This is a genomic window from Sphingobacterium sp. GVS05A, from assembly GCF_019969845.1.
In the GTDB taxonomy this organism is placed as follows: domain Bacteria; phylum Bacteroidota; class Bacteroidia; order Sphingobacteriales; family Sphingobacteriaceae; genus Sphingobacterium.
The window spans coordinates 13435-33235 of record NZ_JAHXYR010000011.1; the positions used below are offsets into that span (position 1 = coordinate 13435).

The window sequence follows — 19801 nt, forward strand, 5'->3', positions numbered from 1 at the left end:
TTGTATTTAAATTAATCATTTAATTATACATTTTACAGATGTTTTTACCATTATTACAGTTTTCGTGTTTTTTACCGTGTAAATCGTTAAATTTGAACAACGGCATTGTAATAGGAAAGCTGTTCAATTTAATCATTATATCCGCGTTCAACCGTCTTGCCCATAATTGCATGAAAGAGATCAAAGACATTGTTTTAGCTGCCCGTGTCGCCGCTTCCGAAGATACCGCTATGGCACTTGCTACGGTGGTCAAGGTGGAGGGATCCTCATATCGTAGACCGGGCGCCCGTATGTTGGTGACTGAAGATGGCCAGATGACTGGTGCTATTAGTGGTGGCTGTTTGGAGGGTGATGCGTTAAAAAAAGCACTGTTGGCCATTCATCAGCGAAAAAATAGGCTTGTCAGTTACGATACCAATACACAAGAAGGCTCAGCAATCGGACTGCAGCTTGGATGTAACGGTATTGTCCATATTCTTTTCGAATATATTGATCTACAGCAGGCCGATCATCCAATTATATGGCTGGAAAGCTTATTGCAACGGCGACAAGAAGCTCTATTGATTACCCAATTTTCAATTGACCGACAAGTAGAACAAGGCGGAACCCGGTTGCTTGTTGTCGGGTTAACAGATGAAATACCGCATGAAAATACGCAATCGCCGGAACTGGCGGAGTATATCAAACTGGCAAAAACTAAGCAACAGTCGGTTTTGGCTTCCTTTGAGGAAGCTGGCAAAAATAAGGAGGTGCTTATTGAATACCTCGCTCCCACGATACATCTGATCGTCGCCGGAGCCGGAAATGATGCACAGCCTGTTGTGGAAACAGCCAAGTTATTGGATTGGGAAATTACCGTGTTGGATGGACGGGCTAGTCATGCCACGACAGGGCGATTTCCGAAAGCCGACTACCTGATCATAGGTCCGGCAGACGAGGTCATAAAAAAAATAAGTATAGATCCCTGGACTGTTTTTGTGTTAATGACGCATAATTATCGCTATGACCTCACACTAATTAAAGAGTTGATCCACACACCGACCAGCTACATTGGTTCGTTGGGGCCGAAAACCAAATTGCTACGCATGTTTGATGATCTGGAGCAACTTGGAATCGAACTCAGCGCAGTGCAGCAAAAGATTGTTCATGGCCCTGTCGGTCTTGATATCGGTGCCGAAACATCAGACGAAATTGCAATTGCTATTATCGCGGAGATCAAGGCTGTTTTAAGCGATCGACCGGGTGGCTCTCTTAAGTTTCTTGCAACAAAAATACATGCCGAAAATCCACTAATACGTTAAATACCATGCTCAAGGATAGATTTGGACGCATACACAACTATTTACGGATATCGCTTACCGATAACTGCAATCTGCGCTGCTTTTATTGTATGCCGGAGGAAGAATATAGTTTTACACCCCATGGTCAGCTGATGCAGGTGGACGAAATCGAACTACTAGCCAAATTGTTTGTGGATCAGGGCATCAGCAAGATCCGTCTGACAGGTGGCGAACCTTTGGTGCGAAAGGATGCTCCGGTTATTATTGAGCGCTTATCCCAACTTCCTGTTGAACTTCATATGACCAGCAATGGCATCCGGGTTGACGACATGCTGCCCCAGCTTGTGGCGGCGAATTTCAAAAGCATCAATATCAGTCTGGATACCTTGCGATCCGAACGTTTTTTTCAGATCACCCGGAGAGATTACTTTGACCGTGTGCGTAACAATATTGATCTGCTCCTGCAAAATGGAATCCGCACCAAGATCAATATGGTTGTCATGAAAGGTGTCAACGACGATGAAATTCTCGATTTTGTCGCCTTGACCGAAAATACACCTTTGGAAATCCGCTTTATTGAATTTATGCCGTTTAGCGGAAACAAATGGAGTAGCAACCAAGTGTATACACAAGCCGATATCCTCCACCAAATTCATATGTTCTATCCTACCGACCCCATTCCCGCGGGCCCTCACGATACAGCCAGAGCATTTTCAATTGCCGGTCATGCAGGGCGTATTGCGCTGATTAGCACCATGACCGCACCCTTCTGCGCGGGATGTAACCGGATACGGCTCACGGCGGATGGTAAACTTAAAAACTGTCTGTTTTCCCAAGGCGAAACAGATCTGTTGACAACTTTACGAGCTGGCGGCGAAGTGTTGCCTTTGATCCAGGAAAATATACGGTCTAAGTCCAAGGAACTTGGTGGACAATTAATGATGAATTTTGAACAGATAGACACCGATTTTCTGAAAAATCGGAGTATGATAACCATTGGTGGATGACAAAACAAACAGGCATAATTATATTGGCGGCGGGCAATTCTTCGCGACTCGGTCTTCCCAAGCAATTGCTTGAGTTTGAAGGTGAACCTTTGTTGAAGCGCATCAGTAGAGCAGCCATGGCCGTTCCGGATGTTAGCGTAAGTGTTGTTATCGGCGCTTATCCCGATCCGATTCATGCAGTACTGCAAAATAGTAAGGTCAGTGTTGCGATCAATCCACATTGGATGGCAGGCTTATCCACTTCTATCATTGTTGGGTTAAAAGATCTTTTAAAAAATCAGCCACAGGTTGACCGCTGTATCATTAGTTTATGTGATCAGCCTTTTGTGGATCAACATGTCTTTCAGCAGCTTATTCAACTTGCCGATAGCAGCGGTAAGGGCATTGTCGCAACAGGTTTTTCAGGAACATGGGGTGCACCGGTTCTTTTTGATAAAAAATACTTTGATAGCCTCATGCAGCTCGAAGGTCAACAGGGAGCAAAGAAACTTGCAGAACAGCATTTCGATGATCGGATCATATTTCCTTATGAAGCAGCAAAATATGATGTGGATACCCAAGAAGATTACTTCCGCCTCCCCCATCAGTTTATTAGTGTCCAACAGGCTAGAGATATCATTCATCATTATCTGCCTGCTCCACGGGAAGAACGGCTCGCCCTTCCGGATGCATTGGGTTATACCCTATCACAAACGGTAATAGCCGCACAGGCTATTCCGGGATTTGCACAGTCTTCGATGGATGGCTATGCCCTCCGCTTTGTGGACAGGGCGCTGGAACTTCCCGTTGCGGATAAGATCCCTGCCGGTACAACAACTGTAAGGACACTCAGCAGTGGACAGGCTATGCGCATTTATACCGGTGCGCCACTGCCCTTAGGGGCTGATACGGTGGTGATGCAGGAGAAAGTAAGGCTAAGTAAAACAAATACAATTCTTATACAGGACGAAGCCCTAATATTGGGCGACAATGTTCGTCCTGAAGGATCCGAAGTAGAAGCCGGTAGTATAGCAATGCTTCCCGGAACGACCATGACCCCAGCTGCCATTGGTTTTCTCGCCAATATCGGCTGTACCGAAGTGATGGTTTATGCCGCTCCCCTTGTACATATTATTCTCACTGGAGATGAACTTAGATCCACAGGTACAGCGCTCGGTTATGGTGAGGTCTATGAATCCAACTCCTATCAGCTCAAAGCTGCTTTACGGCAGTTGGGCATATACAGCGTGGAAAGCAGCCATGTGCGCGACGACAAAAGTCTACTCCATACTGCACTTGAGGGGGCGCTGGAAAAAGCTGATGTTGTGCTTTTGGTCGGCGGTGTCAGCGTAGGTGATTACGATTATGTGGTGGATGTTGCCAAAGGCTGTGGTGTTAAACAACATTTTCATCGTATCCGTCAAAAACCTGGTAAACCTTTATTTTTTGGCACACGGGAGCAGAAACTGGTTTTTGGCCTACCGGGTAATCCCTCATCCGCCTTGACCTGCTTTTATCTCTACGTTGCAGCAGCGTTGGAGCGTATTATGCGGCTGCCCGAACGCAACCGTTGCATCAAGACAAATACCACCCGTGCATATAGCAAAAAGCCCGGCTTGACCCATTTCCTCAAGGCGCACTATGATGGGCATGCCGTCGAACCCCTGCATGCACAAGAGTCTTATCGGCTGCAATCCTATGCTCAGGCCAACTGTCTGTTGATCCTGGAGGAGGATTCGGAAGGCTGCACCGCAGGCGACGAAGTTTTTATCCATCTTTTAACCTAGGGAACCATGCATTTTGAGCTCTTCTATTTTTTTTTGTTTATTCTCGCTTTCCTTTATGCCGCTGTTGGGCACGGCGGTGCCAGCGGTTATCTGGCCTTGATGGCCCTCTATGGTATTGCACCACAGGAGATGAAACCTACGGCGCTAGTACTTAATCTTTTTGTTTCGCTGACCTCTTTTATACAATATTACAAAGGTCATTATTTTAAATGTAATCTGTTTCTAATGGTGGCAGTTGCTTCTGTGCCTATGGCTTTCATCGGTGGAATGATTACCTTGGAGGATCATCTCTACAAACGTTTACTGGGCCTACTGCTGCTCTTTCCGATCGTTCGATTTTTCTTTTTCCGAAGTCCGGCCGAAGATGAACTAAAACCTTACAACAACCTTGGTGCACTGGCAATCGGTGCTGTTGTCGGCTTGTTATCCGGCATGATTGGTATTGGTGGCGGGATTATTCTATCTCCCTTTTTGATCCTGCTCAAGTGGACCGATCAAAAACAGACTGCAGCAATCAGTGCTGCATTTATTTTTGTAAATTCATTGTCGGGACTTGGCGGTATGCTCACACAGGGTATCTCATTCAATGCGCATATGTGGGCTTATGTCGCTGTGGCATTCGTAGGAGGTTTATTGGGGGCTTATCTGGGGTCAAAAAAATTAAATCAAGATGTATTAAAGTATGTGCTTGCTACAGTGCTTTTGGTGGCAGCCTATAAATTATTGTTCACAACAGCTTAATTCATGGTATGAAAATAACGTTTGCAACCCTCATTTTATCCTTTCTGTGTATCGTACTCTATGGACAACAGTCCCCAGGTATTGTTATTACCGTTTTGGGAAAGCAACAGGCCAGTCTGAACCTGGATCAGATCAAACAGTTTCCCAGACATACCGCGGTGGATAGCCTCCGGATCTATAATCATACCGGGGCTTATCGTTCTACCCTCAAAAATATCCAGGGACGCTTGCTCAGAGATCTGTTAAAGGAAATTCCTTTTGGAGCCGAATCACCGAAGGTGCTCAGTGAATACTACCTGGTCTGTGAGGCCATTGACGGTTATAAGGTTGTATTTTCATGGAACGAGCTGTTCAATACGGCAATAGGAGATCAGACCATATTGGTGACTAATATTGAACAGGCCAGCAATGGTAAGGAAAAAGATCCTTTTGCACTGCTTTCGGCTGCAGACATTGCCACAGGAAGGCGCTATGTAAAAGGTTTGCGTTATATACACATTAAACGTATCGGACAATGAGAGTTCAGGTAAAGACATTCGGAGCATTGACAGACATTCTGGAGAAGGAATTTTATATCACAGTAGTTGACACTGAAGAACTTTTGGCGGTATTATCCAGTCAGCATACAACACTTAACCATCGTCGCTTGCTGATTGCTGTCAATAATACAATTATCAATAAGCCTGTCGTATTACAGGAAAATGACGTCGTGGCTTTGATGCCACCCTATTCAGGAGGATAAACATGCGGAATGAGCGTTATGCAAGACATTATGTGCTACAAGGTTTCGGCGAAGCGGGCCAGCAAAAATTACAGGCAGCACGCCTGCTTGTCGTTGGTGCCGGAGGGCTGGGCTGCCCAGTCCTACAGTACCTTGCCGCTGCCGGAGTTGGGCACATCGGCATTATAGATGATGACCGGATTGACCTGTGCAATCTGCATCGGCAGGTGTTATACGATACGGCTGATATTGGTCAGGCCAAAGCTGAGGTCGCTGCCCGTAAACTGCGGCTGCAGAATCCCGATATCGAAATTACGTATTGGGTTAAACAACTGAAGTCTGCAAATGCTGTCGAACTACTTCAGTCATACGATGTCATCTTAGATTGTACAGATAATTTCGCGGCCCGTTATTTATTGTGCGATGCCTGTCGTCTCCTGGATAAACCATTGGTTTTTGGCGCTATCTATCAATATGAAGGTCAGATTGCTGTATTCAATGTAGCCGATGATCAGGGTGTCAAGACAAGCTACAGGCATTTATTCCCAGGACCTCCAAGTCCATTGGAAGCACCGGACTGCAATGTGGCCGGTGTTTTAGGCGTACTGCCCGGTATGATCGGAATCTTACAGGCAACAGAAGCCATTAAATTATTGACGGGTATTGGTGTTATTTTAGTGAATAAGTTGATGACTGTCAATATGCTCGACCATAGTACCTTTACTTTTGATATACCACAGGTGGCTCCCGAAAGCAGCAGTTATCCCCAAACCTTGGAGGCATTAGAAGATTTCGATTATATCCATTATTGCGCTTCAGCAGATGTACAGATCCAGGTCATTACTGCTACGGAACTTATTACGCAATGGCATGCCACAGATCTGTTGCTTGTGGATGTACGTGAGCTATACGAATTGCCACGCCTTCCTGTGCATCACCTTTCCATTCCGCTCACAGCATTGCCAGCACAGTTAGAACAAATCAATAGCGCACGCGTTATCTTTATCTGCCAGAGCGGCAAACGAAGTTTGACGGCGGCCCAGTATTTCCATGAGCAGGCAGGCAACAACCAACAGATTTTTCATGTGGATGGTGGTATGATGGCCTTAAAAAACTATTTAAATGACTAAACAAAAAAACGATATATTTATTCAGGGTCCCATTCCTCCTGAACAGATTGCCGCAACCATTGCAATGCACGGCAGTAAATCCGAAATTGGTGCCCATAGTATCTTTCTGGGGCAGATCCGGGCCGATCAGGTGGATGGAAAAACGGTTCGGTCTATTGACTACAGCATCAACCGTGAACTGGCCTTGGTAAAGATGACGGAAATCCGCGAAGCAGTTTTCGACAAATACCCCTTGACCTGTATGCATGTCTATCACAGTGAAGGGCCGGTACAGGTCGGTGAAATCTGCTTTTTTGTTTTTACTTCTTCAGCACATCGACGCGCAGCCATGGATGCCTGTGGAGAACTTGTAGAACGTATTAAAAAAGAAATGCCCATCTGGGGCAAGGAAATATTTGAAGACGATACCCATCAATGGAAAACTAACAGATAACATGGTTGATATTACACATAAAAGTGCCACTCTACGGAAGGCTATCGCACAAGCTACGGTAAATGTTTCATCCGAAAATACCATCAGGCTGATCGAGCAAAAGCAGATTCCTAAAGGTGATATATTTGAATTTGCACGTGCTTCAGCACTATTCGCCATAAAAAAAACGGGCGATATGATTCCGGACTGTCATCCTTTACCAGTCGAGTATGCCGCCATTCGCTATTCCTTAACAGGATTACAGATTAGTATTGAAGTCGAGGTGCATACGATTTACAAAACTGGTGTGGAAGTCGAGGCTATGCATGGCGCTTCGGTCGCCGCCTTGGTCATCTATGATATGCTAAAACCTGTGGACAAGCACGTGGAAATCGGCGGTATCCGCCTGTTGGAGAAACGTGGCGGTAAGAGCAACGAATCGCTACCCTGGATTGGACAGCTCAAAGCCGCAGTCGTAGTCTGTAGCGATTCGGTCGCCAAGGGCCACAAACAAGATGTTTCGGGTAAGCTCCTGTTTGAACTTCTTGAACAACAAGGTTTACTTGATATCGCTTATGCGGTGGTTGCTGATGAGTCCGCTGCAATACAGGAGCGAGTGGAGCATTATCAGCAAACAGGAATAGACCTTCTGGTTTTTACGGGCGGGACAGGTCTCTCCGACCGTGATATAACACCCGATACTGTGGCCCCTTATATTACCCGTGATATTCCGGGAATTATGGAGACGGCACGGCAGTACGGACAGCAACGAGTTAGGACGGCCATGCTCTCCAGAGGCATTTCGGGTTTTGCAGACCGTATGTTGATACTCACACTGCCTGGATCGCCCAACGGGGTACGGGAGAGCATTGCAGCACTATTTCCGCAGGTTCTCCATGTTTTTCAGGTTCGGGAAAATACAGGACATTAGTCTGTATTTCTCAATTTTTGAACATGCTGTTTAACCCGTTCGATCGTTTGGTAGATTTCTGCCTCATGGCTCAGCCTGCCTAGGCTAAAGCGAATGGAAGACAGCGCGTCGAGGTCTTGGAGCCCCATGGCTTTGAGCACATGTGAAGGACGTGAGGTTACTGCTGAACAAGCCGAGCCGCTGGACACAGCGATGGGCCCTAGCCGCATGATAAGTTGTTCGGAAAGCGCACCGGGAAAACAAATATTTGTTGTATTATAAAGCCTATCAATGGGGCTACCATTTCGGAATGCCCCATCGATAGACAATAGTTCGGTCTCCAGCAGATCTCTTAATGGACCTATTCGCTGTTGCTCCTGCTCCAATTCACTAACGGCAATGCGTAGGGCCGCAGCCATTCCGATAATTCCTGTCGTATTGACTGTTCCAGCCCGCCATCCCTGTTGCTGCCCGCCACCCTGGATCAACGGGAGTAGCGTTTTTTTTGCATGATCAGCAATGTAAAGTCCCCCGATTCCCTTTGGACCATAAAATTTATGGGCCGAAAATGCCAGTAAATCAACAGCGAGCTCCCTGAGGTCTACAGACATTTTGCCGACAGCCTGGGTTGCATCACATAAGACCAATGCATTGCGCTGATGGGCAATTTCTGTGATTTCCTTCACGGGTAGTATAACACCCGTTTCGTTATTCGCTAGCATACAGCAGACGAGTACGGTATCTTCGTTGATGGTTTCCGCCAGTAAAGTCAGATCAGGCATCCCCTTCTCGTTCACAGTAAGATAGGAGATCTCAAATCCCATCCGTTCCATAAAAGCGCAGGTTTCCAATACAGCCTTGTGCTCGGTGGCGATGCAGACGATATGTTTCCGCGGAGAAAATTGCAGTCCCCGGATGGCTAGATTGATTGCTTCGGTAGCCCCGGAAGTATAGATGATATTTTTTGCCTGCGTACCCAATGCGATTGCTATTTCCGCCGTTGCCTCTTCGATGGCGTCCTGGACGGTCAGTCCAAACAGATGTGTACTGCTTGGATTGGCGTAACTGATCCCGAAAAATGGGAGCATTTCATGCAGTACACGTTCATCGATGGGAGTTGTTGCGTTATAATCGAGGTAGATAAAATTTGAATTGCTATTGTCCATGTAGTTTCTTGGTTTTTTGTGATTTCTCCTACTAAATTGACCGAAATGTAGTAGGTCAAAATCGAGCAGCAGTAAAGAAATCCAATAATATACAAATGTAAGTATTCACAAGCAAAGCTTCTCCCCTGATTTATATAGCTTGCAACCTGGTCATAATCCAGTATCGGCATCGACTTCGGTATCGGGATGCTCAAGTCTAAACGAGTTATTCCATCAGATATTCATAATCGGGTGGAACTTTTGAAGGGTAATATGCGTCTGAAACAGGAAAATAATGATATTTTGATCCAGATCCAGATTCCAATTAAAGCAAGATAGATAAGTCGAATAGTGTGTTTTCTTGAACAAAAAAAATGTCGTAGAAAAAGGGCTTTAATGCTTTGTAAAGGCTATAATTGAATTTATTCTAAAAATAAAAAAGTAAAACCTGTTATATGTCAATATTTTATACCTATACTTGTAACATAATCAGGCTCCGCCTTTGCTTTTCTGAAATCGTCAGGTATCCCTTTCCGCTCAGTTTTTGCATTTCCAGAAGCTAATTTTGTTGTCAAAATAATAGGTGAAGTACCTTTTTTGAACTTGCATAAACCCAAGCCCATTAAAATACAAAACATCATTTCTTGGAAACAAATAGATTTATAATCGTCAGATAGCATTATCATGACAAAGCGTTCAATAAAGAATAATTTAATACTAATATATAATACAATGCAAGAAGGAACAGTAAAATTCTTTAACCAGACAAAAGGTTTCGGTTTTATAACACCAGCTGATGGTGGTGAAGACATTTTCGTACATGTTACCGGTCTAATCAATGAAGTACGCGAAAATGATAGCGTAACATTTGATTTGGAAAACGGAAAAAAAGGCGTTAACGCAACTAATGTACGTATCGCTTAATTAAGTAGAATACTCAATCTCGAAGTTGCATGGCGCATCTTCTAAGAAAGTGTAACAGATTACTGTTGCACTTTTTTTTTGCTCCTCCCCTTATCAATTAATGCTCGTTTTAAGCTGTTCCTCAAATCAGTCATTCACGAAATTCTGGTGGATCCCCGATAGGACCTATCAGCGTTTATAGCTGATGGCCAAGGACTGATCATCGTGGTACTACAACCCATAGTTCTTCGTACTTTTTCAAAAACAAAATATTACAAATCAGCTCAGCAATTCCATATGTGAAATTTTGATTTTGTCGCGAATTTTACCTTTGATTAAACTTGTCATAGCCTATGTTGCTGACAGGGTTTATTTCAACTGTATTAGCGCAAATTTCCCATGAATAAAAATGATATAAAAAACACGAATCTTCTTCGGAAGTCAATAACAGATACCAGGTCTCTTTTATTGACTAAGAGAATACGGCAGCTCAAAGTATCCGATCTTATTTCAGTGTTAAATCTCTCCAGGAGCAAGTTCTTTCGCTTCTTTGGAAATATGAATATTATTTTGGAATTGGTTATCTCAGAAGAACTTGAGCGCAGTTATGATCTTATCGCGCGTAATCTTTTGGCTGGCCTAGATAACCCGCATCTGATAGCCGAACTCAATCTGCTACGGGCAATTTATCTAAGAAAGAACAGCATACTTTATAATTATTATAAGGGCATATTATCTCTGCCCAAAAGATATGCGACATTAATACAGGCTGTCGCAGCAAAGGAGCAGCAATTGTACATGAATATCTTATCAAAACAGGGGAACCATATCGCAAACGATTACAGTCGGATTAAACTATTGCCTCTGTTTCAAAATAGGACAATTAACCAATAGTCGCCAGCATAGTATATCAGTAAATTTCACAACTCTTACCCGAAATACCATAGTAATTCCGCGGTAGGTAATCAGGAAATTTGTAAGACTAAAATAAATTAAAGATGAAAAATGTAGAATTGAGCATACCAGATATGCAGAGCACACACTGTCAAACAAGAGTGAACGCTGTGGTTAATGAGTTTGAGGATGTAAAAATCGAAAGATTGGAAGCTGGAAGACTTACTGTTTTAATTGAACGTAATGAAATTGAAGAACAACTGGTGTCCGCGATCATGCGCGCAGGCTACAACGTAATACCTGAGCGTAGTGAAAAATCTTCAAGTTGTTCAACAGGCTGTTGCGGATAATGCACAATAACGTAGAGAAGCAAGCCATCTGCTTCTCTACGTTATTGGTAAGAATCCCTGCAAAAAGTCCCCTTTTATACATGAGCTATGATAAATATATACAATTCAGATGAGTGCCCGGATATGATAACGAAAGTTTATCGTGTGGCGGAGCAGATTATTCAATCGCGGTTGGAAACCGGAAAACCCGCCCAATTTGCACTGGAACTTAGCAACGAACTAAAAACAGATTATCAGGAATTGAACAATCTATTCCTTGCCCGATGTGATATGAGTCTGGAAGTAATTTTCCTAAAACAGATTGTCGAAAAGGTGAAAGAACTGCTTGTGTATACTGAACAGCCAATGTCACAGATCGCAAAAGCACTAGGTTATGAAAAATCAAATGACCTATCGGAACAATTGCTGTGCTATACCGGGTTAACATCAGCACACTTCAAACGCATCCGAAAAATCAAACTGGAAAACATCAGGCGACAGCAAAAAAAAATATAAGGGCTTGGCACTTACAATCATTGTCAGAAAAGGAATTGTGGAATGAAAAAATATACTTGGCGTACACATAAAATTGTAAAGGAAACAGAAGACACGGTAACGATATACTTCGATGCAACAGCACAGAAGATGACCTACCTGCCCGGACAGTACCTGAATATCCGGCTTAATATCAATGGCGAATTGCTTATAAGATCCTATTCATTGAGTTCCATCCCATCCGACAGTTATCCTGCTATTACGGTTAAACGGGTTGGAGGCGGTAAGATGAGTTCTTATATCGTAGATTATGCCGCAAATATCGAAACCTGGGACATAACAGGTCCATTCGGAAATTTTATTCTGGATCAGAAGATTGCAGATCAACAGCAGGTTGTTCTGCTTGCCGGAGGGAGCGGTATTTCACCGCTATTTTCGATGTTGAAGAGTATTGACAGCACGAAATATACTCCTTTGTTGATCTACAGTAGCAAATCACCGGAAGAAACTATTTTTTTGAATCTATTAACATCACTCGAAGCTGAGCGCACTTTGGACATCTGCTATTCTTTTACGGCACCGGAATTTGTTTCAACAAAAATGAATCATATTCCGGGGCGGTTCTCTTTACTTGTGCTCCGATCAGTGATCAAAAGGCTTGTCGCAGCAATTAATGACACACATTATTATATCTGTGGTCCTGTTGCGCTGATGGACCTTTACAGGGATGCCCTGATAGGCCTGAAAATTCCCGAAGAAAATATCCATATGGAATATTTCAATGCGACATCTGCAGATTTGGCTAATTTTGAAACAGATGACAACACAAATGAGGTAATCGTAACGCACTACGAGGACAGCTATGTAGACGATGAAATACAAACATTCGAATGTACTTCACTTATCGAAGTTAAACCGCGGCAATCGTTATTGGAGGCTATGAAAATACATGATATCAACGTAGCAAGTTCTTGCAACAATGGAACCTGTGGAACCTGTTGGGCAGTCAAAACAACAGGTACAATTCATATGCCCCGTCATGACGCATTACCCCCTGAGGATATTGCAGCGGGAATAGTTTTGCTCTGTCAAAGTTATCCCTTAACTGGGGATGTATGTGTTACTTTGCAGTAACACATACAGCTCAAAAATTTTCCTTCAACATTTCCTTTAGATTTCGATGCTCCAGACAGAGATCGGCATACATCATTTTTAGTGTATTGTTCTCTTCGTTCAAATTCACCAATACCACCAGAATATCCATTGCGACATCTTTATATTTATCTTTCAGTTCATAAATCGTGGCGCCATACACGCCATATTTATCAAAAAGCTCCATACCACTTTTTCCTAAATTATAGTCTTTCAGTATCTTGCCGATCTGATGTTCATTACTTGCTTTGTTCTTCATCTTGCTAACATATTTTCTGTTACAAAATTCAGAAAGATCGACAGTCTTAACTATATACTTTTCCCCCTTAATTTTATGATATTTAATGCTACCACAGAAAATAACCCAAAATTTTGCAAATCTAAGCCGGAATATTATATAATCATATTTGATACAAATGGTGAATTTTATCCGGATATAAAAGAGGGACAAATACATGATGAAAACTACGACTCTGTTAATAAAAGGAATGGTGTGCAATAGATGTGTGTATGTACTGGAAAGGGAAATGACGACCCTGGGTTTTGAGGTATTGGACATTATGCTTGGGCAAGTCATCCTTAAAGCGACGGATGATTTGCCTCAAAAGATGAATACAATGGAACTGATGCTGAAAGGAAACGGTTTCGAATTGCTTTACGAAAAGAAACAGAAGATAATCAATGGTATAAAAGAGTATGTTGAAAAAGGGATCGATATGCAATTGGCAAGCGGAGTCCCAACCCGGTTTACGGCCTTGATCAGCGATCAGCTAAATAAGAATTACGATACATTGAGTACCCTGTTTTCGTCAACGGAGGGAATAACGCTCGAAAAGTATATTATTTTTAGGAAACTCGAAAAGGTAAAACACCTGTTGGTTTACACCGAAATGTCTCTGACGGAAATTGCCTATGCCTTGGGGTACAGCAGTCAGGCATACCTATCCAACCAACTAAAAAAATACACGGGCTTCACATCAAGCCATTTTAAACAGGCAAAACTGGACAGAAAACCAACAGAGCTACTGAAATAACAGTAGCTCTCCTTTTTTATACTCCGCCCCTTTCGTATTTAATCCTTCCGGAACAAATGAACCTTAGCATCTGATGTTACGGGGTTCGCACGCAATCTCTATCGGCATCGGCCAACTTCTTCGTCGCTGTTAGAGTCGCTGGAAAAATCAGTAAATCTTATAAATCGAATAAGGAGTTGCATACGCTGCGCCTGCGCGGGTATCGCCAATTTTGTATTCGGATAAACGATCTGGACACAATGTCCGGAAAATTCCAATGATCAATTTATAAAGATAGTAACGTTTAATCATTTATTGCACAATTAAAAAGCAAGACCATGTTATACAAATCAACAAAATCCAGGACGGGTATGTTAGTTCCTCTACTTGGTATCATACTTATTGCCTGTGAGAACAAGCCTGAAAAAACAGCGGCAACACCGAGCAGCACCAAAGCTGATGATGCGCGGTTGCCTGTCGATATATTGATCGCGCAGGAGGAGCAACTTCATCACGATGAGACCGCTATTGGAACCATGATGCCTTATCGGGAAGTGTCCATTGTCGGCGAACTGCCACAAAAAATTACCCGTGTCGCATTTCAGGACGGTAGCTACGTGGAGCAGGGAGCCATACTCTATATCCTGAATGATACCGATATCAGGGCACGTCTTAATCAGATCGGAGCTGAATTGGAACTCGCAAAACTGAACAAAGAACGGTTACAGAACCTGTTGAAAACCGAAACGATCAAACAACAGGAATACGATGAAGCACTTATGCGCTTTCGTTCTTTAACCGCCCAACAGGAATTGCTCCGTGTAGAACTGGCGAAGACTGTCATTAGAGCTCCTTTTTCCGGAAAAATAGGTATTTCAAAAGTGCATGTAGGTGCCTATGTTATCCCTGGTGCCGCGCTGGTTACTCTACAGGATCAAATCAGCCTCAAGATTAACTTTTCTATTTCTGAGAAACACCTGCCTTTGATCAACAATGGGACAAAAGTCCGCTTCACAACAGCACTATCCGCAGAGCAACTTGAGGCGACGGTACTCGCTACCGAGCCGGGGCTGGATGCTTCGGGCCGAAGTCTGGAAGTTCAAGCGCGCGTGGACAACTCTAATAAAAAATTCCGCCCAGGGATGTCCGCCAAAATACATTTTGGCAGCAGCGACAAGGAAGCTAAGGGTGTCAAGGTGCCTACTGAGGCCCTTATGCCCGGTGATGGCGGATACAATGCATTTGTTATCGTCGATGGCAAAGCGAAACCCATTGCCGTCACCATCAGTAACCGAACGGAAGCCGATGCCGTCATCACATCCGGTCTGAGTACCGGTGACAGCGTTATTGTCTCCAATATGTTGCGTATTGGAGATGGCACACCCGTAAAAGCTATTATTCCAACTAAATAAGATGCCATGAGTATATCGTCACTAAGTATTAAAAAGCCTGTATTGGCCGGAGTATTTTCTCTGTTGTTGGTTATATTGGGAATTGTCGGATGGAAACAGTTGGGGGTGCGGGAGTTTCCACTTACCGAGCCTCCGGTCATCTCTGTGATTACCTTCTACCCCGGTGCGAGCCCTGATGTCATTGCATCCAAACTTACGCGCCCTATGGAGGAGTCTATCGCCGAAGCCGGTGGTATCCGGACAATCTCTTCGGAATCACGTGAACAGGTCAGTGTGATCTCGGTCGAATTTAACCGTGAGACTGACATTGAGGACGCGTTAAATGATGTCAGAGACAAAGTCGCCAAATCCCGGAAGCAGCTGCCAGCAGATGTAGATCCACCTATTGTTCAGAAAGCATCCTCCGCAGACAACCTCGTTGCCTTTCTCGAAGTAGAAAGTGATACAAAAGATATCAAAGAGGTCAGTCATATTGCCTCCACGGTTATCAAAGACAGGATGCAATCCATTCCGGGAATCAATAACGTCGCTATTGTCGGAGAGCATAAATATGCCATGCGACTCCGGTTTGACCCGATTAAACTAGCTTCCTATCAGCTTACCCCCGAAGATGTCCGACAGGCCCTACTCAGAGAGAATATTGATCTGCCCTCCGGCCGCATCGAAGGTGATCACAGCGAATTGAGTATACGGACGCTGGGACGACTCAACAGTGCCGCAGATTTTAATGAGATGCTGATCAAAAAAGTCGGCAACAGCGTTATCAAACTGAAGGATATCGGTGTAGCAGAACTTGGTGAAATGAACGAACGTACCGCTATTATCAACGAGACAGGCAATCTGAATCGTATCGGTATCGGGGTAGCGATACAGATCCAGCGTGATGCCAACGCCATAGAGGTTGTGGACGAATTTTATAAACGCCTGGCACAGCTCAAAAAAGATATACCTTCCGATTACCGACTTATTGTAGGATTTGATTTCACGCGTTCCGTCCGTGAATCCATCAAGGAGGTTGAAGAAACCCTATTTATCGCATTTGGATTGGTCGTGCTTATTATTTTTCTTTTCCTTCGGGACTGGCGTTCGACCATTATACCGGTATTGGCCATACCGGTATCTATCTTATCTGCATTTTTCATTATGTATATTGCTGGTTTTTCCATCAATGTGCTCACACTGCTGGCGCTCGTGCTTGCAATTGGACTTGTGGTCGATGATGCTATCGTGGTACTTGAAAATATCTACAAAAAAATTGAGGAAGGGATGTCCCCGATACAGGCCGCATTTAAAGGTTCCAAAGAAATCTACTTTGCCGTAATTTCAACCACAATTACCCTGGCAGCGGTATTCTTGCCAATTGTATTTATGGGCGGTATCAGCGGTCAGCTCTTTCTTGAGTTTGCCGTTGTAGTTTCCGGATCTGTCCTGGTTTCCGCTTTCGTGGCCCTGACACTGACACCCATGCTGAGCGCTTATTTTCTCAAAAAGAAAGCTGGTCCAGGGTGGTTCTATCGGGTGACTGAACCTTTTTTTGTCCGCTTAAATAACGGCTATACGCAATTGCTGGTTCTTTTCATGAAAGTACGCTGGCTCGCCTGGGTGTTTCTGATTGTTACGACAGGACTGATCTACTTCGTCGGTAAACAATTGCCATCGGAACTTGCACCTGTAGAAGACCGCTCCAATATGAATCTGATTGCTGTAGCTCCCGAAGGAGTTTCTTTTGAGTACATGAAAAAGAATATGATCGAGGTCGGTAAGTATGTAAACGATTCTACCGATGGCTTGTACCAGACCTATTCCATGGTGGCCATTTCCTTTATCCCTGCTCCCGCTCCGGTGAATGTTGCGGTGCAAAGTATCTACCTGAAAGACCCGAAAGAAAGGAAAAAGTCTATCCAGGACCTATACAACCAATATGGTGCTGCCTCAGGTAATTTCCGTGGTTTTCTCCTATTTCCCTATCTTCCGCCAACTATTGGCACCCGATATGGTGGTGGTATGCCAGTCCAGTTTGTGTTACAGGCACAAAACCTGGATAGTTTGACCGCTGTCTTACCTAAATTTTTGGGTGCGGTACGTCAGAGCAAAAAATTGATGTTTGCCGATTCAGATCTTAAAATAAACAAACCAGAGGTAAAAATAACGATAGATCGGGAGAAGGCAGCACTGATGGGTGTATCCATCGAAGAGGTGGCTCGTACCCTACAGCTATCCCTTTCGGGACAACGTTATGGTTACTTCCTACGTGATGACCGTCAATATGAAGTGATTGGACAGTTGTCACGCCGTTATAGGAATGATATCAATGACTTAAATGGTATTTATGTCCACTCAACTACGGGGCAGATGATTCCACTGAGTAACCTGATCACCACGAAAGAAGCTGTAAGTCCAGCCGCGATTTACCGATACGATCAATATACCTCTGCTACGATATCCGCAGCCCCCATGCCGGGTGTAAGCCTTGCTGAAGCTATCCAGGAGATCGAAAAAATAAAAGCCGAAGTGCTTGGGGAGAATTTTAAATCCTCCTTAGCTGGGCAGTCACGCGATTTCAGCGAAAGCCAGGGCAATATCACCTTCACATTAATATTGGCGCTTCTACTCATCTATATGATATTGGCCGCCCAGTTTGAAAGTCTCAGAGACCCGCTCACCATCATGCTTACGGTACCGATGGCAGTAACAGGAGCTATCCTGAGCCTGCACTGGTTTGGTCAGAGCTTAAATGTATTTAGTCAAATCGGCATCATTACGCTCGTTGGACTCATTACCAAAAATGGTATTCTAATCGTCGAATTTGCGAATCACCTGAAAGATACCGGACTTTCGAAATATGATGCCGCCATTACAGCCGCTGAACAGCGTTTTCGTCCCATACTGATGACCTCCTTGGCGATGATATTCGGTGCATTGCCCATTGCGCTTACAGTAAACAGCCGTCAGTCCCTAGGCATTGTCATCGCTGGTGGACTTGTGTTCTCCGGTATCCTCACGCTATTTATTATCCCGGCGGTCTACTCCTACCTGTCCAGTAATAAGCGCAGGGAAGTCATTGTTGAAGAAGATGTCGAAAGCCTACATGAAAACGCAACGCACTAATTATCAATTTCAAAGTTTATTACAATGAAAAAAACAATATATACATGCATTACCACGCTGCTGCTGATCTACGGAGGCAAACCACTGCTTGCTCAGGATAAAGCCCTCTCCCTCACTGCTGCATTGGAAATCGCAGAAAAGGGAAATAAAACAGTACAGGCACAGCTATTGGAGGAAATACATGCGACAGCGCTGACAACGGAAAGCAGAGGAGCTTTATTACCCACCATTACGGCAAACGTGGCCTATTCCTACTACTTTGACCGGCAAACGATATTTCTACCGGGGTATTTTGCCGGTACAAGCAAACCCGTACAAGATGTTGCTGTTGGAGGAAAAAATGCTTTTAACGGCATGCTCTCCTTGTATCAACCCATTTTTGCGGTAGACCTCAGCAGGCAAAGGGAAACAGCATTTATCAATGAACAGATCGAACTTCAAAAAACAGCTGACCTTAAAAGTAAAGTTGCGCTTCAGGTTTCGGTAAACTATCTTAATATATTGATCATGAGCGAGCAACTAACTTTACTTGAACAAAGCTTGCTCCGAAATATCAGATCCCTGAATGATGCCCGCTCCCTATTTGTACAAGGTCGGGCACTGAAATCTGATACACTACGCAGTTTTATTGAGGTAGAAAATATCAAGTCATCGGTCTCGTATCTGAAAAACAATACCCATGTTTCGCTCATCGAATTAAAACGGTTGCTTGGAATAGATGAATCCCAAGGTATTGTATTGAGTGATAAGCTGGAATTTAGCGGCCAGCAGGAAACTTATTTATTGGATGATCTATTGAAAACGGCGGCTCAAAATCGTAAGGACCTTGCTATAAAGCAACTGCTCATTGATCTTCAACAGAAAAAGATAGAAGCCAAAGAGGCCGAGCTCCTGCCCAAGCTGGCATTAGTAGGTCAGTATCAGGTGCAAGCCCAAGCAGATAATATGCGCTTGGGGGACTATGCCTGGCCCAGAACATCGTTTTTGGGACTACAGCTGTCCATACCGATTTTCAACGGCAACAGGACCCGATCGCAAATCAATCAGGCGAGCATTAAACTAAAACAGGAACAGATACGCTTAGACGATTTTAGAGATGAAATCAAAACCCAACTGGCCGCTATCATCAGCAAATGGAGAGAAGCAATTACACAATTGGAGATCCAGAAAACAACCGTTAGTTCAGCAGAACTGAACTATCAGATGAACGAAGACCGTTTCAAAAATGGCTTAGGTTCGCGCCTTGAGTTGACGGATGCTGACCTCGCACTGACACAGGCACGGATAAACCGGCTACGGGCCACTTACAACCTGAGGATGCTCCATACGGAGATGCAACATGCCTTGGGATTATTGGACCTGAAATCAAAAATAAACCAGTAG

General features: G+C 44.0%; 20 protein-coding genes. 18 read left to right on the forward strand and 2 right to left on the reverse strand.

Features of this window, described 5'->3' with window-relative positions; all coding sequences use genetic code 11:
• Positions 1-170: 170 nt before the first annotated feature.
• From LC454_RS23295 to moaCB, 9 genes are read left to right on the forward strand one after another with little or no spacing between them, the layout of a single operon-like run.
• Positions 171-1301, forward strand: a complete 1131-nt coding sequence (locus tag LC454_RS23295; protein ID WP_223584848.1) for an XdhC family protein — start codon at positions 171-173, stop codon at positions 1299-1301.
• A gap of 5 nt (positions 1302-1306) precedes the next feature.
• Complete coding sequence (moaA, locus tag LC454_RS23300; protein WP_223584849.1) at positions 1307-2287, forward strand: GTP 3',8-cyclase MoaA; 981 nt, start codon at positions 1307-1309, stop codon at positions 2285-2287.
• Positions 2284-4053, forward strand: a complete 1770-nt coding sequence (gene glp, locus LC454_RS23305; RefSeq protein WP_223584850.1) for a gephyrin-like molybdotransferase Glp — start codon at positions 2284-2286, stop codon at positions 4051-4053. The genes moaA and glp overlap by 4 nt, the downstream gene beginning before the upstream one ends.
• A 6-nt stretch (positions 4054-4059) precedes the next feature.
• The gene (locus LC454_RS23310) at positions 4060-4794 is read left to right on the forward strand and encodes a sulfite exporter TauE/SafE family protein (protein WP_223584851.1); all 735 of its coding nucleotides are present in this window, start codon (positions 4060-4062) and stop codon (positions 4792-4794) included.
• Between the two features lie 8 nt (positions 4795-4802).
• Positions 4803-5312, forward strand: coding sequence for a molybdopterin-binding protein (locus LC454_RS23315; protein ID WP_223584852.1), 510 nt, complete (start codon positions 4803-4805; stop codon positions 5310-5312).
• Positions 5309-5536 (forward strand): MoaD/ThiS family protein, encoded by a 228-nt coding sequence (locus LC454_RS23320; RefSeq protein WP_223584853.1) that lies wholly within the window; start codon positions 5309-5311, stop codon positions 5534-5536. Before LC454_RS23315 ends, LC454_RS23320 begins: the two co-directional genes overlap by 4 nt.
• 2 nt (positions 5537-5538) lie before the next feature.
• Positions 5539-6645 (forward strand): HesA/MoeB/ThiF family protein, encoded by a 1107-nt coding sequence (locus tag LC454_RS23325; protein ID WP_223584854.1) that lies wholly within the window; start codon positions 5539-5541, stop codon positions 6643-6645.
• Positions 6638-7078 (forward strand): molybdenum cofactor biosynthesis protein MoaE, encoded by a 441-nt coding sequence (locus LC454_RS23330; RefSeq protein WP_223584855.1) that lies wholly within the window; start codon positions 6638-6640, stop codon positions 7076-7078. The genes LC454_RS23325 and LC454_RS23330 overlap by 8 nt, the downstream gene beginning before the upstream one ends.
• Position 7079: 1 nt before the next feature.
• Positions 7080-7988 (forward strand): bifunctional molybdenum cofactor biosynthesis protein MoaC/MoaB, encoded by a 909-nt coding sequence (moaCB, locus tag LC454_RS23335; protein WP_223584856.1) that lies wholly within the window; start codon positions 7080-7082, stop codon positions 7986-7988.
• Here moaCB and LC454_RS23340 read toward each other — a convergent pair.
• A complete protein-coding gene (locus LC454_RS23340; RefSeq protein ID WP_223584857.1) occupies positions 7985-9133 on the reverse strand; it encodes a cysteine desulfurase family protein in 1149 nt (382 codons plus the stop codon). The two genes, moaCB and LC454_RS23340, sit on opposite strands and share 4 nt — an antisense overlap.
• Positions 9134-9844: 711 nt before the next feature.
• Here LC454_RS23340 and LC454_RS23345 point away from each other — a divergent pair.
• The 5 genes from LC454_RS23345 to LC454_RS23365 all read left to right on the forward strand — a co-directional run bounded on the left by LC454_RS23345 (position 9845) and on the right by LC454_RS23365 (position 12867).
• Positions 9845-10036, forward strand: coding sequence for a cold-shock protein (locus LC454_RS23345; protein WP_223584858.1), 192 nt, complete (start codon positions 9845-9847; stop codon positions 10034-10036).
• 537 nt (positions 10037-10573) lie between these two features.
• A complete protein-coding gene (locus LC454_RS23350; RefSeq protein WP_223584859.1) occupies positions 10574-10909 on the forward strand; it encodes a hypothetical protein in 336 nt (111 codons plus the stop codon).
• A 104-nt stretch (positions 10910-11013) separates the two neighbouring features.
• Entirely contained in the window at positions 11014-11259 is a 246-nt protein-coding gene (locus LC454_RS23355; protein ID WP_223584860.1) for a heavy-metal-associated domain-containing protein, read from the forward strand.
• A 123-nt stretch (positions 11260-11382) separates the two neighbouring features.
• Positions 11383-11754: a hypothetical protein gene (locus tag LC454_RS23360; protein WP_223584861.1), complete on the forward strand. Its 372-nt coding sequence runs from the start codon at positions 11383-11385 to the stop codon at positions 11752-11754.
• A gap of 42 nt (positions 11755-11796) precedes the next feature.
• Entirely contained in the window at positions 11797-12867 is a 1071-nt protein-coding gene (locus LC454_RS23365) for an iron-sulfur cluster-binding domain-containing protein (RefSeq protein ID WP_223584862.1), read from the forward strand.
• A 10-nt stretch (positions 12868-12877) separates the two neighbouring features.
• On the opposite strand, the gene LC454_RS23370 is transcribed toward LC454_RS23365, so the two are convergent.
• Positions 12878-13144, reverse strand: coding sequence for a hypothetical protein (locus LC454_RS23370; protein ID WP_223584863.1), 267 nt, complete (start codon positions 13142-13144; stop codon positions 12878-12880).
• A 229-nt stretch (positions 13145-13373) separates the two neighbouring features.
• Between LC454_RS23370 and LC454_RS23375 the strand changes: the two genes are divergently transcribed.
• The 4 genes from LC454_RS23375 to LC454_RS23390 all read left to right on the forward strand — a co-directional run bounded on the left by LC454_RS23375 (position 13374) and on the right by LC454_RS23390 (position 19801).
• The gene (locus tag LC454_RS23375; RefSeq protein ID WP_223584864.1) at positions 13374-13919 is read left to right on the forward strand and encodes a helix-turn-helix domain-containing protein; all 546 of its coding nucleotides are present in this window, start codon (positions 13374-13376) and stop codon (positions 13917-13919) included.
• A 317-nt stretch (positions 13920-14236) separates the two neighbouring features.
• Positions 14237-15310, forward strand: a complete 1074-nt coding sequence (locus LC454_RS23380) for an efflux RND transporter periplasmic adaptor subunit (protein WP_223584865.1) — start codon at positions 14237-14239, stop codon at positions 15308-15310.
• A 6-nt stretch (positions 15311-15316) separates the two neighbouring features.
• Complete coding sequence (locus tag LC454_RS23385; protein WP_223584866.1) at positions 15317-18418, forward strand: efflux RND transporter permease subunit; 3102 nt, start codon at positions 15317-15319, stop codon at positions 18416-18418.
• A gap of 24 nt (positions 18419-18442) precedes the next feature.
• Entirely contained in the window at positions 18443-19801 is a 1359-nt protein-coding gene (locus LC454_RS23390; protein WP_223584867.1) for a TolC family protein, read from the forward strand.

Bases quoted from the DNA above. Each gene is read 5' to 3' on its own strand.
- LC454_RS23370 (WP_223584863.1), bottom strand. From the start codon at position 13,144: ATGAAGAACAAAGCAAGTAATGAACATCAGATCGGCAAGATACTGAAA.
- LC454_RS23365 (WP_223584862.1), top strand. From the start codon at position 11,797: ATGAAAAAATATACTTGGCGTACACATAAAATTGTAAAGGAAACAGAA.
- LC454_RS23315 (WP_223584852.1), top strand. From the start codon at position 4,803: ATGAAAATAACGTTTGCAACCCTCATTTTATCCTTTCTGTGTATCGTA.
- LC454_RS23340 (WP_223584857.1), bottom strand. From the start codon at position 9,133: ATGGACAATAGCAATTCAAATTTTATCTACCTCGATTATAACGCAACA.
- LC454_RS23360 (WP_223584861.1), top strand. From the start codon at position 11,383: ATGATAACGAAAGTTTATCGTGTGGCGGAGCAGATTATTCAATCGCGG.
- LC454_RS23295 (WP_223584848.1), top strand. From the start codon at position 171: ATGAAAGAGATCAAAGACATTGTTTTAGCTGCCCGTGTCGCCGCTTCC.
- LC454_RS23350 (WP_223584859.1), top strand. From the start codon at position 10,574: ATGAATATTATTTTGGAATTGGTTATCTCAGAAGAACTTGAGCGCAGT.
- LC454_RS23385 (WP_223584866.1), top strand. From the start codon at position 15,317: ATGAGTATATCGTCACTAAGTATTAAAAAGCCTGTATTGGCCGGAGTA.
- LC454_RS23325 (WP_223584854.1), top strand. From the start codon at position 5,539: ATGCGGAATGAGCGTTATGCAAGACATTATGTGCTACAAGGTTTCGGC.
- LC454_RS23375 (WP_223584864.1), top strand. From the start codon at position 13,374: ATGGTGTGCAATAGATGTGTGTATGTACTGGAAAGGGAAATGACGACC.
- glp (WP_223584850.1), top strand. From the start codon at position 2,284: ATGACAAAACAAACAGGCATAATTATATTGGCGGCGGGCAATTCTTCG.
- LC454_RS23390 (WP_223584867.1), top strand. From the start codon at position 18,443: ATGAAAAAAACAATATATACATGCATTACCACGCTGCTGCTGATCTAC.
- LC454_RS23355 (WP_223584860.1), top strand. From the start codon at position 11,014: ATGAAAAATGTAGAATTGAGCATACCAGATATGCAGAGCACACACTGT.
- LC454_RS23310 (WP_223584851.1), top strand. From the start codon at position 4,060: ATGCATTTTGAGCTCTTCTATTTTTTTTTGTTTATTCTCGCTTTCCTT.
- moaA (WP_223584849.1), top strand. From the start codon at position 1,307: ATGCTCAAGGATAGATTTGGACGCATACACAACTATTTACGGATATCG.
- LC454_RS23320 (WP_223584853.1), top strand. From the start codon at position 5,309: ATGAGAGTTCAGGTAAAGACATTCGGAGCATTGACAGACATTCTGGAG.
- LC454_RS23330 (WP_223584855.1), top strand. From the start codon at position 6,638: ATGACTAAACAAAAAAACGATATATTTATTCAGGGTCCCATTCCTCCT.
- LC454_RS23380 (WP_223584865.1), top strand. From the start codon at position 14,237: ATGTTATACAAATCAACAAAATCCAGGACGGGTATGTTAGTTCCTCTA.
- moaCB (WP_223584856.1), top strand. From the start codon at position 7,080: ATGGTTGATATTACACATAAAAGTGCCACTCTACGGAAGGCTATCGCA.
- LC454_RS23345 (WP_223584858.1), top strand. From the start codon at position 9,845: ATGCAAGAAGGAACAGTAAAATTCTTTAACCAGACAAAAGGTTTCGGT.